General features: G+C 65.0%; 12 protein-coding genes and 2 pseudogenes. 4 read left to right on the top strand and 10 right to left on the bottom strand.

Annotated features, from left to right (window positions below; genetic code table 11):
• The 3 genes and pseudogenes from Q319_RS0118190 to Q319_RS0118195 form a co-directional block, all read right to left on the bottom strand.
• Positions 1 to 229: pseudogene (locus Q319_RS0118190) on the bottom strand (IS701 family transposase); the annotation flags it as partial.
• A 48-nt stretch (positions 230 to 277) separates the two neighbouring features.
• Positions 278 to 679, bottom strand: a complete 402-nt coding sequence (locus Q319_RS27365; protein ID WP_156039441.1) for a hypothetical protein — start codon at positions 677 to 679, stop codon at positions 278 to 280.
• Positions 680 to 720: 41 nt separating this feature from the next.
• On the bottom strand, positions 721 to 1,026 hold the full coding sequence (locus Q319_RS0118195; RefSeq protein WP_029483875.1) for a hypothetical protein: 306 nt from the start codon (positions 1,024 to 1,026) through the stop codon (positions 721 to 723).
• 126 nt (positions 1,027 to 1,152) lie between these two features.
• On the opposite strand from Q319_RS0118195, the gene aceE reads away from it, so the two are divergent.
• From aceE to Q319_RS0118215, 4 genes are all read left to right on the top strand, one after another.
• Positions 1,153 to 3,882: a pyruvate dehydrogenase (acetyl-transferring), homodimeric type gene (gene aceE, locus Q319_RS0118200; RefSeq protein WP_029483876.1), complete on the top strand. Its 2,730-nt coding sequence runs from the start codon at positions 1,153 to 1,155 to the stop codon at positions 3,880 to 3,882.
• Positions 3,883 to 3,994: 112 nt separating this feature from the next.
• Positions 3,995 to 5,875 carry a 2-oxo acid dehydrogenase subunit E2 gene (locus tag Q319_RS0118205; RefSeq protein ID WP_029483877.1) on the top strand — a complete coding sequence of 627 codons (1,881 nt, stop codon included), beginning with the start codon at positions 3,995 to 3,997 and terminating at the stop codon, positions 5,873 to 5,875.
• Between the two features lie 131 nt (positions 5,876 to 6,006).
• The gene (locus Q319_RS0118210; protein WP_029483878.1) at positions 6,007 to 6,564 is read left to right on the top strand and encodes an RNA ligase 1 family protein; all 558 of its coding nucleotides are present in this window, start codon (positions 6,007 to 6,009) and stop codon (positions 6,562 to 6,564) included.
• Positions 6,565 to 6,681: 117 nt separating this feature from the next.
• Positions 6,682 to 8,064 (top strand): SAM-dependent methyltransferase, encoded by a 1,383-nt coding sequence (locus Q319_RS0118215; protein ID WP_029483879.1) that lies wholly within the window; start codon positions 6,682 to 6,684, stop codon positions 8,062 to 8,064.
• A 23-nt stretch (positions 8,065 to 8,087) separates the two neighbouring features.
• On the opposite strand, the gene pta is transcribed toward Q319_RS0118215, so the two are convergent.
• The 7 genes and pseudogenes from pta to Q319_RS0118250 form a co-directional block, all read right to left on the bottom strand.
• The gene (pta, locus tag Q319_RS0118220; RefSeq protein ID WP_051655537.1) at positions 8,088 to 10,232 is read right to left on the bottom strand and encodes a phosphate acetyltransferase; all 2,145 of its coding nucleotides are present in this window, start codon (positions 10,230 to 10,232) and stop codon (positions 8,088 to 8,090) included.
• Positions 10,233 to 10,416: 184 nt separating this feature from the next.
• Positions 10,417 to 11,607: an acetate kinase gene (locus Q319_RS0118225; RefSeq protein ID WP_029483881.1), complete on the bottom strand. Its 1,191-nt coding sequence runs from the start codon at positions 11,605 to 11,607 to the stop codon at positions 10,417 to 10,419.
• Positions 11,608 to 11,725: 118 nt separating this feature from the next.
• Positions 11,726 to 12,778: an aminopeptidase gene (locus tag Q319_RS0118230; RefSeq protein WP_029483882.1), complete on the bottom strand. Its 1,053-nt coding sequence runs from the start codon at positions 12,776 to 12,778 to the stop codon at positions 11,726 to 11,728.
• Positions 12,765 to 13,712, bottom strand: coding sequence for an epimerase (locus Q319_RS0118235; RefSeq protein ID WP_029483883.1), 948 nt, complete (start codon positions 13,710 to 13,712; stop codon positions 12,765 to 12,767). The genes Q319_RS0118230 and Q319_RS0118235 overlap by 14 nt, the downstream gene beginning before the upstream one ends.
• Before the next feature lie 89 nt (positions 13,713 to 13,801).
• On the bottom strand, positions 13,802 to 14,476 hold the full coding sequence (locus Q319_RS0118240; protein ID WP_029483884.1) for an MIP/aquaporin family protein: 675 nt from the start codon (positions 14,474 to 14,476) through the stop codon (positions 13,802 to 13,804).
• Between the two features lie 85 nt (positions 14,477 to 14,561).
• Entirely contained in the window at positions 14,562 to 15,530 is a 969-nt protein-coding gene (gene cysK, locus Q319_RS0118245; RefSeq protein WP_029483885.1) for a cysteine synthase A, read from the bottom strand.
• Positions 15,531 to 15,664: 134 nt separating this feature from the next.
• Positions 15,665 to 16,867, bottom strand: a pseudogene (locus tag Q319_RS0118250) (PRC-barrel domain-containing protein); the annotation flags it as partial.

Here is a 16,867-nt window from a genome sequence, read left to right on the forward strand (position 1 = left end):
TCACACAGTCATCGACACTCAGCGTTCCGTCCTCCTGCTCGATCTGCCTGACCAACGGCTTTGCCAGTTTCCAGAGCGTACGGGAAAAAGCCTCTTCCTGACGCAAAAAACGAGTGACCTGATCGTGACTGACTTCCCCCAGCAGCAACTGGGCGAGCATGGTGGCACTCGTTTGACCGAACGAGGAGATCAAGAAATCGCTGTACAGTTCCATCATCCGGCGAGTCACCTCCCCAGTTTGCGTCGCCGCAGTGCGAAGCAAGAAATCCTGATGATTTCATGGAGTCTTCAAATCGTAGCGCGTAAGGTCAGTTAGATACATAAATTTTGAGATGGTGGATTTCCCCATACCAGCATAATCGGTAATAAGTATTTTATCATGCTCTTCTAAAAAAAAGAGACAGTTTGAATTAATTTCGGTCGAATCCACCTCGCCAAGAGCGATAACTTTTAAAGGATGGTACAAATCTAGGAGTGGAAATGACTTGTCTTGATATATAATTGTTTTTAAATAATAAAGTTTTTGATAAGTCCTGTTGCTATAGTCAGAAATACTAGCCGATATCTCAGACTTACGCTGTAAATTCAAGTTGACTTTATCAAGACTTGAATTGATATAAGACTCCAACTTGGCAGTAATAATTGGGGTCAAAGCAGCAACTATATCTATTGGAACCATAATTATTCTCTCCTAAGTCAGATTCAAAGATCTCGACTTTCCTATTGACTTCTTACAATTTTAAAATACACGATATCTTGTTTAAAACTTAACAGGTGACTACACACACCAATAAACTCATATTTATTGGCAATTTTCAGCTCGCCACACACCCCAAACCTCGCCAACCCCTCACGCCCCGCCGCCGTTCCCCCACCCTTCTCCAACCCGGCCAGCGACAGGAAGTACCAGCCGTCTGCCGCGCCATTGTCCACCACCAGCGAATACTCCCCGGCCCCCAGCGTGCGCGCCAGCGTCTGGCCTTTGCGGGCGCTCACGCCGTGACCGCTGTACGGGTTCTGCTGCATTGATGTCCCCAGTATGGCAGCGGCAGGGGGCCAGGAAACCGCAAAGCTGCACTCACCACCGCGTCTGGTGAATCGCGTGACAAACGCCTGTTGGAAGTGTTGAACGGGGTGGCCTAGACTGGCCCCATGACAAAACAGCCGCCCAACCGCCCGCCGCGTGCGGGACTTCCTCCGCAGGACCGCGATTCCCTCAACAGCGTGGAAACGCAGGAGTGGCTGGACTCACTGGCCTATGTGTTTGCCGACGCCGGGGACAACCGCGCGGCGGAACTGCTGACCGAACTCGATCACTACGCCTATTTTCAGGGCGCGCCGATTGAATTCAAGCAGAACACGCCGTACATCAACACCATTGATGTCGAGGCCCAGCCCGAATACCCCGGCAACGAGGCGCTGGAGCTGAAGTTCCGCAACGCGATCCGCTGGAACTCGGTGATCATGGTGCTGCGCGCCAACAAGGCCAGCGACGGTATCGGCGGCCACCTCGCCACCTACGCCAGCGCCGCCGAACTGCTGGAAGTCGGGTTTAACCACTTCTTCCGGGGGCCGGAAGCCGGGCAGGACCGCGATCTGGTGTTCTTCCAGGGCCACGCTTCTCCCGGCGTGTACGCCCGCAGCTTCCTGGAAGGCCGCTGGGACGAGGGCCGCATGAACCGTTTCCGCCGTGAACTGTCCCCGGACGGCCCCGGCCTCGCCAGCTACCCCCACCCCTGGCTGATGCCCGACTACTGGGAATTCCCCACCGTCAGCATGGGCCTCGGCCCGATCCAGGCGATCTATCAGGCGCGGTACATCAAGTACCTGGAAAACCGCAGCCTCAAGCCCAAGGGGGATGCAAAAGTCTGGGCCTTCCTGGGAGACGGCGAGATGGACGAGCCACAGAGCATCGGCGCGATCCGCTTTGCCTCCTACGAGAACCTGGACAACCTGATCTTCGTGCTGAACGCCAACCTTCAGCGCCTGGACGGCCCGGTGCGCGCCAACTCCAAGGTCATCCAGGAGTTCGAGGCATTGTTCCGGGGCGCAGGCTGGAATGTCATCAAGGTGATCTGGGACGGCAAGTGGGACGAGCTACTGCAAAAGGACTACAACGGCACCATCGTCAAGCGCTTCGAGCTGCTGGTGGACGGCGAATCTCAGCGGTACGCGGCCTTCGGCGGCAAGGAACTGCGCGAGAAGTTCTTCAACACCCCCGAACTCAAGCGCCTGATCGAGGGCTGGAGTGATGCCGATCTGGAACTGCTGAACCGGGGCGGCCACGACGTTCACAAGATCTACGCCGCCTACAAGGCCGCCACCGAACACAAGGGCAGCCCCACCATCATCATTCCGCGCACCGTCAAGGGCTACGGCCTGGGCGAGAGCGCGCAGGCCCGCAACGTGGCCCACAACGTCAAGAAGCTGGACACGGCCAGCCTGATCGCCCTGCGGAACCTGCTGGAACTGCCCCTGACCGACGAGCAGGTGGGGGCACTGGAGTACTACAACCCCGGCCCCGACAGCCCGGAAGTCAAGTACGCCCTGGAACGCCGCGCCGCGCTGGGCGGTCTGATTCCCTCGCGCAAGGTGGAGTACCCGCACCCCACCGTCCCCACCGGCGAGTTCTACGAGGAATTCGCGGGCGGCAGCAAGGGCCGTCCGGTCTCCACCACGATGGCCGCCGTCTCGATCATGAGCAAGCTGCTGCGCGACAAGGAAATCGGCAAACTGATCGTGCCCATCGTGCCCGACGAGGCCCGCACCTTCGGCATGGACGCGCTGGTGCCGCGCATCGGCATCTACAGCCCGCGCGGTCAGACCTACACCCCCGTTGATAGCGGCTCGTTGATGGTCTACAAGGAAAGCATCGACGGTCAGATGCTGGAAGAAGGTCTGACGGAAGACGGCGCGATGTCCTCGTGGATCGCCGCCGCCACCAGCTACGCCAACCACGGCGTGCCCACCATTCCCTTCTACGTCTTTTACTCCATGTTCGGGATGCAGCGCATCGGTGATCTGGTGTGGGCGGCGGCGGATCAGAAGGCGCGCGGCTTCCTGCTGGGCGCAACTGCCGGGCGCACCACCCTGAACGGCGAGGGCCTCCAGCACCAGGACGGCAACAGCCACTTGCAGGGCTACGTGGTGCCGAACCTCAAAACCTATGACCCGGCCTTCGCCTACGAACTGGCCGTGATCATCGAGGCCGGGATTCAGCGCATGTACGTGGACGGCATCGACGAGTTCTACTACATCACCGTGGACAACGAGAACGAGATTCAGCCCGCCATGCCCGACGACGGACGCACCCACGAGGAAATCCACGACGGCATTCTCAAGGGCATGTACCTGTTCCAGCGCAACGCCAATAAGAAGGCCAAGCTGCGCGCCCAGATTCTTGCCAGCGGACCCGCGATGGACGCCGCGCAGAAAGCCGTGGAGATGCTGGCGGGCTACGGCGTGGCGGCGGACCTGTGGAGCGTGACCAGCTACAAGGAACTGCATCAGGACGCCCTGCTGACCCAGCGCCACAACATGCTGCACCCCACCGACGAACCGAAAGTGAGCTACCTGTCCCAGCAACTGTCCACCGACAACGCCCCCGGCGTGCTGGTTTCGGTCACCGACTACGTCAAGCTGGGCGCGGACGGTCTGAACGGTCACCTGGACCGCAAGCTGTGGACCCTGGGCACCGACGGCTTTGGCCGCAGCGAGGGCCGCGCCGAACTGCGCGACTTCTTCGAGGTGGACGCCAAGCACGTCGTCGTGGCCACCCTGTACGCCCTCCAGCGTGACGGCAAGGTCAAGGGCGACGTGGTGGCGAAGGCGATTGCCGATCTGGGCATTGATCCAGAACGCGCCGCGCCCGTCCTGCGCTGACCCATCTTTTAGCTCCTCCCCCCTTGCGGGGGAGGCTGGGAGGGGGGTGAACGGCGCAGCCGTCCTACCAACACACAACTCAAATCAGAACCACAACCCAAGGAGCCTCCAAATGGCGACAGAACTGAAACTCCCCGACGTCGGGGACAACATCGAGAAGGGAACCGTCGTCACCGTGCTGGTCAAAGCGGGCGACACCATTGCCGAGGGCGATCCGATCATCGAGATCGAGACCGACAAGGCCGTCATTGAAGTCCCCGCCAGCGAGGGCGGCACCGTGGAAGCCGTGTCGGTCAACGTGGGCGACACCGTGAACGTGGGCGGCGTGATCCTGACCCTGAGCGGCGGCAGCGCAGCTCCAGCGGCTCCGGCAGCAGCAGCTCCAGCGCAGGGCGGCGGCGATCAGGCTGCGAACGTGGAATCCAGCGCCACCGCCTCTGACCCGGACACGGCCAACCGCGTGGCGCAGGCCCAGCAGGAATCCCAGAAGGCGCAGGCGGGCGAGCAGGCTCAGTCTGCCCCAGCCAGCTCCAGCGGCGGCGGCACGGTTGTTGCGCTGCCCGATGTGGGCGACAACATCGAGAAGGGAACCGTCGTGACCGTGCTGGTCAAGGTGGGCGACACCGTGAAAGAGGGCGATCCGGTCATCGAGATCGAGACCGACAAAGCCGTGATCGAGGTTCCCTCCAGCGCGGGCGGCACGGTGGAAAGCATCGGCGTGGCGGTGGGCGATACCGTGAACGTGGGCGGCACCATCCTCACGCTGTCGGGCGGTGCGGGCGGTTCTGCGGCCAGCGCCCCGGTCAGCCAGACTCCAGCAACCCAGGGCGGCGGCGATCAGGCGGCGAACGTGGAATCCAGCGCCACGGCCTCTGACCCAGCCACAGCCAACCGTGTGGCACAGGCGCAGCAGGAATCGCAGAAGGCGCAGGCCGCGCCGCAGGGTCAGCAGGCTCGCGCCGCTTCTGGCAATCACGACAAGCTGCCCGCCGCCGCAGGAGCCGTGACCCAGGCCCCCGGCGCGCAGCGTCCCTACAACACCCAGACCTACGACGGGCGCACGGTTGTTCCCGCCGCCCCCAGCGTGCGCCGCATGGCCCGCGAGATCGGCGTGGACATCCACGACGTTCACGGCACCGGGATCGCCGGACGTATCAGCGAGGAAGACGTGCGCCGCACCGCCGGAACGCCCAGCGTGCAGCCCGTCGCCGCCGCTACTCCTGCCGCCAGCAATGCGCCCGCCGCTCCAGCGCAGATTCAGGCCGCGCCACTGCCCAATTTCGAGAAGTGGGGCACGGTCAAGCGCGAGGACATGTCCGGCATCCGCAAGGCCACCGTGCGCTCCATGACCGCCTCGTGGACCACGGTGCCGATGGTCACCCATTTCGACAAGGCCGATGTCACCGCGATGGAAGAGACCCGCAAACGCTTCGGCGCGCGGGTGGAGAAAGCGGGCGGCAAGCTGACCATGACCCACATCCTGATGAAAGTCGTGGCGAACGCCCTGCGCCAGTTCCCCAAGTTCGGCGCGAGCCTGGATCTGGAAGCGCAGCAGGTGGTCTTCAAGGACTACGTGAACATCGGCGTGGCGGTGGATACCCCGGTGGGTCTGCTGGTCCCGGTGGTCAAGGACGCGGACCGCAAGAGCATCACCGAACTGGTGCTGGAGCTGGCCGAGCTGGCAGGCCGGGCGCGCGAACGCAAGCTCAAGCCCGATGAGATGTCGGGGGCCACGTTCACCATTTCCAACCTGGGTGGCATCGGCGGGCACGCCTTCACCCCGATTGTGAATAGCCCCGAAGTCGCCATTCTGGGCGTCTCGCGCGGCGGCCTGGAGCCGGTCTGGAACAAGGAAACAAACGCCTTCGAGCCGCGCAACATGCTGCCCCTGAGCCTGACTTACGATCACCGCCTGATCGACGGAGCAGATGCGGCCCGCTTTGTGCGATTCATTGCCGAGGCGCTGGAAGACCCGTTCCTGATCTCGCTGTAAACGAAGCTGTTTTTCGGCAAGGCTGAGCAGAGAATCCCCCGTCCGGTGTGACGGGGGTTTTTCTGTGGGTAGGCCAGATGACGCAATTCCAATTGTTGATGATCTGCCAGACTGTTTCTGAGGAGAAGCACATGCAAAAAATTCTGAGCCTATTTCAGCGCAACTACGAAACGGACCGTTTGGTCAGGGACGAGGTGGTACCGGGGGCCGAATGGGTCCTAACCGGAGAGGGCGTGGCAACCCGAAAATGGGACGGCACCAGTTGTCTGGTCCGTGATGGGCGACTGCTCAAACGCTATGACGCCAAGAAAGGCCGCACGCCGCCGTCCGGCTTCGAGGCTGCACAGGAACCCGATCCAGTCACCGGCCATCACCCGGGCTGGGTGCCCGTGGACGACGGGCCGAATGACGCCTTTCACCGCGAAGCCTGGGCCAGTGCCAGCGCTGCTTTGCCAGACGGCACCTATGAACTGATCGGGCCAAAAGTTCAGGGAAACCCCGAAGGGCTTGTACAACACGTTTTGATCCGACATGGCGAGGAACACCTAAATGATGCCCCACTTGATTTTGCTGGCCTGAAGACGTATCTGGAAGCACGTCCAGAGATGGAAGGCATTGTCTGGCATCACCCCGACGGGCGCATGGTCAAGATCAAGCGCAAGGATTTTTTCAAGTCTCAGCGCCGCTGAAGAGTGGCGAATGATCTCGCCAGGAAAGCCTCCGTGCGGGATGGCAGAAATGAGCGGAAAAGAGAATTGCGCCTCCACTCCCACCCATCCATACGTCCCGGCGCGCTAGCGTGGGCCATGTCTTCTCCTCGCCCTTCACGCTCTGGCCGCCGCTTACTTTTAACCGCTGCTAGCCTCGGCACGGCCCTGATCGTGCGCCGGGCCACGCGGCCCCCGCCCACTGCCCCCGAACTGCGCGCCGCCGCGCTGCACCTGCTGGGGGCCGTGCTGCCCAGCGGGCGTGCTTTTGAGGTGCGGCTGTGGGACGGCACGGTCATTCCCGCCACCCGGCCCAGCCGCGCCACCCTGACCGTGAACAGCGAACAGACCCTGGGCCGGATGCTGCGGCTGCCAGTGGATCTGGCGCTGGGCGAGGCGTACCTGCGCGGCGACTTTGAGATCGAGGGCGACATCGGCACCATCGCCGGAATTGCCGACGATTTTGATGCGGCCTTCAAGATGGCCCAGGCTCCGGCACTGCTGAGAACGGTTCAGACCCTGCGCCGCGCTTCCGGGCCAGCCGCCGCTCCCGTCACCGCCAGTTTGGAGGGAGAGCAGCACAGCCGGGGGCGCGATCAGCAGGCCGTGCAGTACCACTACGACGTGTCCAACGACTTTTACAAGCTGTGGCTGGACGAACGGATGGTCTATTCCTGCGCCTACTTTCCTAGCGGGACCGAGACGCTGGACGAGGCGCAGGCAGCCAAGCTGGACTACATCTGCCGCAAGCTACGGCTCAAGGCGGGGGAGCATCTGCTGGACATCGGCTGCGGCTGGGGTGGTCTGGCGATCTACGCCGCGCAAAACTACGGCGTGCGGGTTCACGGGGTCACGCTGTCCGAGGCGCAACTCGCGGAGGGCGTTGCCAGGGTGAAGGCGGCGGGGCTGGAACATCTGGTGACGCTGGAACTGCGCGATTACCGCGATGTGCTGGGGACTGGGCAGGCCCAGTACGACAAGATCAGCAGCGTCGGCATGGCCGAGCATGTGGGCCGCAAGAACATGCCCACCTACTTCCGCACCGCCTACGCGGCCCTGAAGCCCGGCGGGCTGATGCTGAACCACGCCATCAGCGACGGCATCGGGCAGGCACGGGTGCCGATGTGGCTGCAAAGCGGCAACTTTGCCCGCAAGTACGTCTTCCCGGACGGCGAACTGCTGCCCGTCTGGGAAACCCTGAAACACGCCAGCGAAGCCCTGTTTGAAGTGCGCGACGTGGAAAACCTGCGCGAACACTACGCCCTGACGCTGGGCCACTGGGCGGGCAATCTGGAAACGCACCGGGCCGAGGCACTGGCCGCGCTGGGCGAGCAACGCTTCCGGCTGTGGCGCATCTATCTGGGGGCCACGTCGTACTACTTCCAGAAGGGCCACCTGAGCATCTTTCAGAGCCTGCTGGCCAAGCCGGATGAGGAAAGGCAGGCGAGTGTGCCCCTGAGTCGGGCGGAGTTGTACCACTAGGTCTGGGCAGCGTCGCGTTCTTCTTACTGCCCTTCGCTCTCCTGACCTCGTACCGCTTCCGCCTGCGCCGCCTCCCCCTGCGCCGCCTGAATCGCCGTCAGCGCGATGGTGTACACGATGTCGTCCACCAGCGCCCCGCGCGACAGATCGTTCACGGGTTTGCGGAGGCCCTGAAGCATCGGCCCCACCGCCACCACGCCCGCCGCGCGCTGCACCGCTTTATACGTGGTGTTGCCCGTGTTCAGATCGGGGAAGATGAACACGGTGGCGCGGCCTGCCACCTCGCTGTCGGGGGCTTTCTGGCGGCCCACGCTCATCACACTGGCGGCGTCGTACTGCATTGGGCCGTCCACCAGCAGGTCAGGGCGGCGTTCTTTCACCAGACCGGTGGCCACGCGCACCTTTTCCACGTCCTCGCCGCTGCCGCTCTCCCCGGTGCTGTAGGACAGCATGGCGATGCGCGGCGTGATCCCGAAGGCCAGGGCGCTGTCGGCACTCTGGATGGCGATGTCGGCCAGTTCCTCGGCGTTGGGGTTGGGGTTGATGGCCGCGTCGCCGTAGACCAGCACCTGCTCGGGCATCAGCATGAAGAAGATAGACGAAATCAGCGCCGCGCCGGGAGCCGTCTTGATCAGTTGCATGGCCGGGCGCACGGTGTTGGCGGTGGTGTGGACCGCGCCGGACACCAGACCGTCCACCTCGCCCAGCGCCAGCATCATGGTGCCCAGCACCACAGTGTCTTCCAGTTGCGCCTCGGCCTGCGGGGCGGTCAGGCCCTTGCTCTTCCGCAATTCCACCATCGGGGCCACGTAATTGGAGCGGATGGTATCCGGGTCAATGATTTCCAGGCCCGGCGGCAGGATCAGGGCCAGTCCATCGGCCACCTGACGCACCTTTTCGGGCGAGGCCAGCAGCAGCGGGCGGGCAATGCCCTTTTCCACGCAGCGGATGGCGGCGCGGATGGTGCGGGGTTCGTCGCCCTCGGGCAGCACGATGCGCCTGTTGGCGGCGCGGGCGCGCTGGATCAGCTCGTAGCGGAAAGCGCTGGGGGGAAGACGGCGCTCGCCCACCACGTCCGGCGTGCGGATGCGGGTTTTCAGGGCGGCCAGATCCAGGCGGTCCGCGATGAAGTCCAGCGTGTGGTCCATGCGCTGGGTGTCGTCGTGCGGCACGCGGGCGTCCATGCGCGAGAGCCGCGAGGCGGTGTTGAAGGAATTGGTCTTCACGCGCATGACGGGCAGACTGGAGGTCAGGGATGCCCGGCACAGCCGCTCGATGCTGTCCTCCGGCCCACTGTCCGAGGTGTACATCAGGCCCGCCAGCGGCACGCCGCTCAGGTGCGCCAGCGACGCGGCCATGATCACGTCCTCGCGGTCTCCGGGGGTGACCACCAGCGCGCCGGGCACGAACAGATGGGCCATACGCGGCACCGTGCGGGCGGTGACCACGGTGCTGGTGACGCGCCTGAGCTGGGCCTCGCCCTCGTTCAGCACCTCGGCCTCCAGATAGCGGGCCACGTCCAGCGTGCGCGGGGCAGCCAGCGCGGGCGACTGCGCCACCACGCCCAGCAGCGGCAGTTCTCCGCTGGCAAGGAGAGGACTGCGCGCCCGCAGTTCGGACATCAGACCACCGAAGTCCAGGGTGGGCGGCGCAAAGTTCAGCACGTACCCGGAAAGCCCGGTGCCGTCGCTGCGGCGGTAATTCTGGGCGGCGATTTCCAGTTCGTCGGCCAGCGTTCCCGCCGTCACCCCCGCCAGACTGGAGACCAGAACGGTGCTGGCCTCCAGGTTGCGGGCCAGCGAGGCGTTCAACGCGCCCGCATAGACGTTGCGCTCGGTCAGGGCCAGCCCCTCGGCGATCAGCACGTCCGCGCCGCCGCCGTCGGTGGCCGCACGCGACAGGGCGATCACGTTCTCCATCAATTCCTCTTCCGCGCCGTGGCTGAGCTGGTCCTCGGCCCTGGACAGGGGAATCGGATCGGGGGTCTTCAGGTGCGCCAGCACGCGGGCAAAATGCACGCTGTCGTCGGTGGCACTTTCGTGCGTCTGGGCGATGGGCTTGAGAAAGGCGACTTTCAGGCCCTGCCGTTCCAGCGCGCGGGTCAGGCCCAGCGCCGTACTGGACAGGCCCACGGCGTTGCGGGTGGGGGCGATGAAGAGGGTTTTCATGGGTTCCTCCTTCGGAGGGGTCTAAAGGTCTGAGAGTGGAAGGTATTTCGTTCTGGTGGCGCTGGGAAGGCGTTTGCGTTTCCCCCCTCTCCTGCGGAGCTGTACCAGTCCCAGCCTCCCCCGCAGGTGGGGAGGGGCAAAAAGCTCTCGTTTCGGGCGTGGAAGAAATTTTAGAAGCGTGCGCTCAGCGGGCTGTTTCCGTCAGGACTTGCACCGTCTCGCGGGCGATCATCCATTCCTCGTTTGTGTTGACTACCAGCGCGGGGAGGCTGTCTGGGACGCTGATTGAGCCGCTCTGGCCGCGCACGGCTGCTGCGTTGGTGGCCTCATCCAGCCTGAACCCCATGAAAGGCAGGCGGGCCAGCGTCGCCGCGCGCACCGTGGCGCTGTTCTCCCCGATGCCTCCGGTGAAGACCAGACCGTCCACGCGGCCCAGAGCGACAGCCATTGCTGCAATGCCCTGCGCCAGCCGATAGACGAAGATTTCTACCGCCAGCCGCGCGCCATCATGTCCGCGCGCCGCCGCTTCCTCCAGTTCGCGCATGTCGTTGGTCAACCCCGAAAGGGCCAGCAACCCGCTCTCACGGTTCAGGGCCGCCGTGATCTGGGTCAGGGTCAGGCCCGAAACGCGCGCCAGATAATCGTGCAGGCCGGGGTCCACGTTGCCGCTGCGGGTGCCCATGACTAGACCCTCCAGCGGCGTCAGGCCCATGCTGCTGTCCACGCTGCGCCCGCTTGCCACCGCAGTGACGCTACAGCCGTTGCCCAGGTGGGCGGTGATCAGATTGAGGTCTGAAACTGGACGGTCCAGCACCCGCGCCGCCTCCCCGGCCACAAACGCGTGGCTGATGCCGTGAAAGCCGTAGCGCCGGACGCCGTGCTGCCGGTACCACTCCTCCGGCACGGCGTAGCGGTAGGCGACTTCGGGCAGGGTCTGATGAAAGGCGGTGTCAAAGACAGCCACTTGTGGCAGCCTCGGAAAGGCGTTCATGGCCGCCTCTATGCCCGCGATATTCGCCGGGTTGTGCAGCGGGGCCAGTGGCACGCAATCGCGGATGGCCTCCAGCACCTCGGGGGTAATGACGGCGGGGGCGCTGAATCGGCTGCCACCGTGAACGACGCGGTGGCCCACGGCCCGCACGTCCTGCCGCAGACCCAGCGCGTCCAGCTCGGCCAGCACCAGCCGCATGGCCTCGGCGTAGCTGCCGCCGTTCAGGAAATGGGTCTGCCGCACACCATCCGAGTCCAGCCGCATGGACGCCGCCTCCGCACCCAGCCGCTCGGCCAGCCCGGAGATGCGCGTTTCACCGGAGGCCGGATCGATCACGGCGAATTTGAGGCTGCTGCTGCCGCTGTTGAGAACCAGGGTCCACATATGGCGGCATTCTTTCAGACGCGGGGCGGGACACGCGGGAGCCGTCAGGTTTTCTTCAGGTGGGCTGGGATTTCAGGGGCTGGCGATGGGCCGATAGACGTGTGCCAGTCACGTTTTCCTATTCACCCTTCAAACACGCCTGCCGCTCGGCACTCGGGCGCTTGGCGCATTCAGCCGCTGCCTTGATGAATGCGGGGATATCGCCCCCGTTGCGCTCTAGCAGGGCCAGGAAGTCCGGCACCAATGTTGCGTAGGCGGCCACCGCGCCCAGCGAGGCGTTGTTGGCCCCACGCGCAAACCAGCCGTCGTAACCTGCGTAGCCGCCCCAGCCCGCTTTCAAGGTGGCGTAACGGTCATTCAGGGTCTGGATAACAGCAGCCTTGCGGGTCTGGACCTCGGCAGCGGGGAGCTTCTGGGCGTACAGGGCTTCCAGTTCGCCGCGTGTTTGCAGCAGCAGTTTCTCAAAGCCCGCCGCTCGTTCCTGCGCCAGCCGATCCGCATCGGCCAGTTCGGGAGTGCCGTACTCCTTCAGCCAGCGGCGCATGCCCGCCTCTTCAACGGCGGTGGCAAAGGACTCGTTGAACACGGTGTCGTCTTTCACGTACAGCGCCGGGTGCGCAAGTTCGTGAATAACGGTGCGGATCAGGTTGGCGTCGGAGGAACTGAGCATGGTGGACAGCACCGGGTCTTTCAGGTAACCCAGCGTGCTGTAGGCGCTGACGCCGCCCACGCTCACATCGTCCCCTGCCGCGCGGCGCTTGTCGGCGTAGGCCCGCGCGGCAGCCTCGCGGAAGTAGCCCCGGTAGGTCACGCAGCCCGCGATGGGAAAACAGGAGGTTCGCAGGTGAATGCTGTCGGGCGGCGCGGAAAACACGTTCCAGACCACGGCGGGCCGCCCCACGTCCACGTATTTCAGGAACGAGCCGTGATCAGGCAGGCCCAGCTCAGTCATCGCAAAGGCGCGCACCCGGCCCACCAGCTCCAGCTTGCGGCGCACCTCCGCGTCGGTGGCGGGGTCGGCCAGCACATCGGCAATGGGCCGCGCCCGCTGGAGCAGGTCCAGTTGTCCCCCCGCCGCCTGCGCCAGATAGCGCACGTCCGAGCAGGCGGAGAGTGCGGCCACCAGCGCCACGACTCCAACGGTGATCAGCGCAACCCTAGCGGGCCGCATGACCCACTTCCCGCACCTCGGCCACCAGCGCGGCAATCGCCCCCGGCCAGGCTGGGAATTCAAATTGGAAGCCCGCCTTTAACAACCTCTCCGGCACCGCATAGCGGCTCTTGAGCAGCAGTTCGGCCTCGGAGTTCATGACCCTTGCGCCCAGCCCGATCAGCCCGGCGGTGGACGGAATGCCCAGCGGCATTCCCCAGGCGTGGCGGTACGCCCGCAGAAAATCGCGGTTGGGCAAGGGATGGGGCGCACTGAGGTTGACGGGACCGCTCAGGTCATTCCCGATGAGAAACTCCACCGCACGGCAGAAATCGCGCTCGTGAATCCACGATACGTACTGAGCGCCCCCGGCCATCGGGCCGCCCAGGCCCAGGCGCATCAGCGGATCGGTGGTGGCCATCACGCCGTCCGCGCCGAGGCCGTAGACCATCGCGGTTCGCAGAGCCACGCGGCGGGTGTGGGGCAACTCCCCTTCCATCAGGGCCGCCTCCCAGCGCTGACCCACATCCACGCTGAAGCCGTCTCCGATCTCACCTACCGCCTCGGTCTGGGGGGTCTGGGCGCTGCGGTAGATGGTCCCGGTGCTGCTGTTCAGCCACACGGGCGGGGGCGTTGCGGCGTCCCGGATCGCCGTGCCCAGCGCCCGCGTGGTGTCCAGGCGCGAGGTGTAGATGTCCAGCATGTTCTGCGCGTTGTAGGGGCAGTTCACGGTGCGCCCGGCCAGATTCAGCACGGCGGCGGCCCCGTCAATCTCACGGCTCCACTCGCCCTGCCGGAGTCCGTCCCAGCGCTCCCAGCGCCCCGGCATGGGCACGGCGGACGGTGAGCGGGAAACCGTCAACACGTCCCAGCCAAGAGCCGCAAAATGCCGCGCCACCGCACGCCCCAGAAAGCCGGAACCGCCTGCGAGGACCAGCCGAGGTTGAGAGGTCATGCGGGCATAGTAGCGGGCAGGGCGTGGATAAAAAGGGGACAAAAAAAGCCCTCCCCACGCGGGAGAGGGCTGGAGTGGGGGGCCTGCGTTCAGTTCATCTCGCCCACGGGCACGGGTTTGGGCCGCAGGTCCTCGGTGTAATTGGCCAGCCACGCCCCCACTGCGCCGCCCAGAATCGGCCCCACGAAGTAAATCCACATGTTGGCCCAGGTGCCGCCTGCCACTGCCGCTCCCAGCGCGCGGGCCGGGTTCATGGTCGCGCCGCTGATGGGGCCGACGGCCAGAATACCCACCACGATGGTCAGACCCACCACCAGGCCGCCCAGCACGCTTTTCTGGTGAATGGCCACCTTCACGATCACCAGGACCAGGAACGCGGAGGTGATGAATTCGGCCAGCAGTCCGCCGCCCACGCTGACGCCGTTGCCCAGGGCCGCCGCGCCGTATCCACCCCTGACCATCGCCTCCTGTCCGGCCACCGCCACAGCCGCGAAAGCCCCCAGGATACCGCCGACGAACTGCGCCGGAATAAAGGCCAGCGTGTCGCTCCATTTCTGGTGTCCGGTCAGGCTCAGGCCAATGCTGACGGCGGGGTTAAATTGCCCGCCGCTGACCGTGCCCAGCGCCATCGCCATCACGGCAATCGCCAGCCCGTGCGCGAAGGCCACACCCAGCAACGTCGCGTCGTTGGCGATGGAGAGCATGCCCGCGAACAGCAGGGCAAAGGTGCCGATGGCCTCGGCGATGAGCTTCTTGGTCAGCATGGGAAAAGTTTAAGAGATTGTAGAATTCTCTACAAATGAATGCTTAGACGACTCACTAATTTGTCCCAGGCGGCTGGACGGGCGGTCAGCTCTGCCCTTCCTGCGGCACCCGTTCGCGCGAGTACGGTGTGTACCCCGGCGGCGTCCCGGTCTGATCGCTGAACAGCGCCGTGGTCAGGTAACGCGCCCCGGTGTCGCAGGCGATGGTGGCAACCCGTTTTCCCTCGCCCAGTTCACGGGCCACACTTAACGAGGCCCAGGCATTGGCCCCGCTGCTCATGCCCACAAAGATGCCTTCCTCCTGGGCCAGACGGCGGGCCAGCGGGTAGGCGTCCTCCTCCCAGACCGTAATCACGCGGTCAATGATGCCCCGGTCCAGATTATCGGGAATGAACCCCGGCCCCATGCCCTGAAAGCCGTGTTCGCCGCGCTCGCCGCCGCTCAGGACATTGCTGCGGGCGGGTTCCACGGCGATGATCTGAATGTCTGGATTCTGGGATTTGAGGAACCGCCCCACACCGCTGATGGTGCCGCCTGTGCCGCTGCCGTACACGAAGGCGTCAATGCGGCCTTCCATCTGCTGCCACAGTTCCGGGCCGGTGGTGCGCTCGTGGACAGCGGGGTTGGCGGGGTTGGTGAACTGGCCCATCACCACGGCCCCGGTTTCCTCCGAGATGCGCTCAGCTTCCTCGATGGCGGCCAGCATGCGGCGCGCGGGATCGGTCAGCACCAGTTCTGCGCCGTAGGCTCTGAGCGTTCGCTTGCGCTCCTCGCTCATCTGGGCGGGCATACACAGGATCAGTTTGTAGCCCTTGGCCGCCGCCACCTGCGCCAGCCCAATGCCGGTGTTGCCGCTGGTGGGTTCCACGATGGTGCCGCCGGGCCTCAGGCGTCCGCTGCGCTCGGCGTCCTCGATCAATCCCAGCGCCGTGCGGTCCTTGATGCTGCCGCCGGGGTTCTGGCCCTCCAGTTTCACGAACACGTCGGCCATGCCGCCTTCCGTCACGCGGCGCAGTTGCACCAGCGGCGTGTTGCCAATCAGCGTTTCAACCATGTCCGCCAGCATAGGCCCGGTCCGCAGCAGGCACGAGGGCCAGTCTCCCATTCGCCGCCGGGGGCCGCTGCCGGATTTCCCGATAGCAAAAACCCCCTCACCGTGGGGAGGGGGTTCCTGAGCGCGAGGGGTGTTTAGCTCTGCGTGCTGGGATCGCTGTCAGGCATGTTCTGTTTGCCCAGGTCCGTCTGACTCTCCAGCGCGCCCTTGCCGTGTTCGGCGGGACGGCTGTTCATCGGGTTGATGTCCGGCGTTTCCATGCTCACGCTGTCCAGCAGGATGTCCAGCACTTCGCCGTCTGTGGCAAGCTGCACGGCCTTGTGGGTCACGATCTCGCCCAGATTCAGGATGATGCTGTCGTCGGGGGCCAGGATCACGCGGTTGACCGGGCGGCCCAGGGCGTCCTTGATCTTCTGTTCGTGGGCGGCCTGCTGGCGCTCGTCCAGCGCGGTCTCGGCGTCCTCGCGGCGCTCGCCCAGCCAGCCCTTGGCGCGGTCAAACAGGTTGCTGGCCCCGCTGGACACGTTCTCCAGGCCACCGGCCAGGGCGGCGCGGGTGTCGGTGCCGCCTGCCTGTGCCGGGCGGCCCACGGTGGCGGCCAGCAGTTGCTCCTGAACGCCCAGATGCTGGGCACGCTCCAGAATCGCCGCCGTGACGATCTGGCCCTGTGCGGCCACCAGACTGCCGCTGGGACCGCGAACCTCGGTTTTGGCGCGGCGGCCAATGGCGGCCTCGGGGCTGCCGGGGTCCACTTCGTCCCCACGTCCACCCTGCATACCGCTGGAGATCGCGGCGGCAGTCAGTGCGCCCAGCTTGCCCGTCTGCTCGGCGCGCTCGGCCTGATACTCGGTGATCACGCCGCCCTTGTAGACGATGGTCTCGCCCGCGTCGGTGGACACGTCCTGGCTGGCGGTCTTGCCCACCACATAGGTCTTCTGACGCTCGGCAGTGGCGTTGCGCATGTCGTCGAAGCCGCCCTGCACGCGGTCACGGGCCTGACCCGCAGACGCGATAATGACGCCGCCCGTGGCGCTGGTGGCCAGCGTGGTCAGCTTGCCGTCCTGCTCGGCGCGGTCCGCCTGCTCGGCGGTGATGATCTGGCCCTTGGTCACGATGGTAGAGCCGTCCTCGGCCAGCAGATCGCTCCCGGCGGCCTTGCCGATCACGTACTCCTTCTGACGCTCCCTGGAAGCCTCGGCGATATTGCCGTAGGCGTCCGAGATCGAACCGCCCGTGGCAGTGGTCGCCAGCGCGCCCAGCTTGCCGTGCTGCTCGGCCAGATCGGCCTGCTCGGCGGTAATGGTGTCGCCCTTGGTCACGATCACGGTGCCGTCTTC

The organism is Deinococcus marmoris DSM 12784, assembly GCF_000701405.1.
Taxonomy (GTDB): domain Bacteria; phylum Deinococcota; class Deinococci; order Deinococcales; family Deinococcaceae; genus Deinococcus; species Deinococcus marmoris.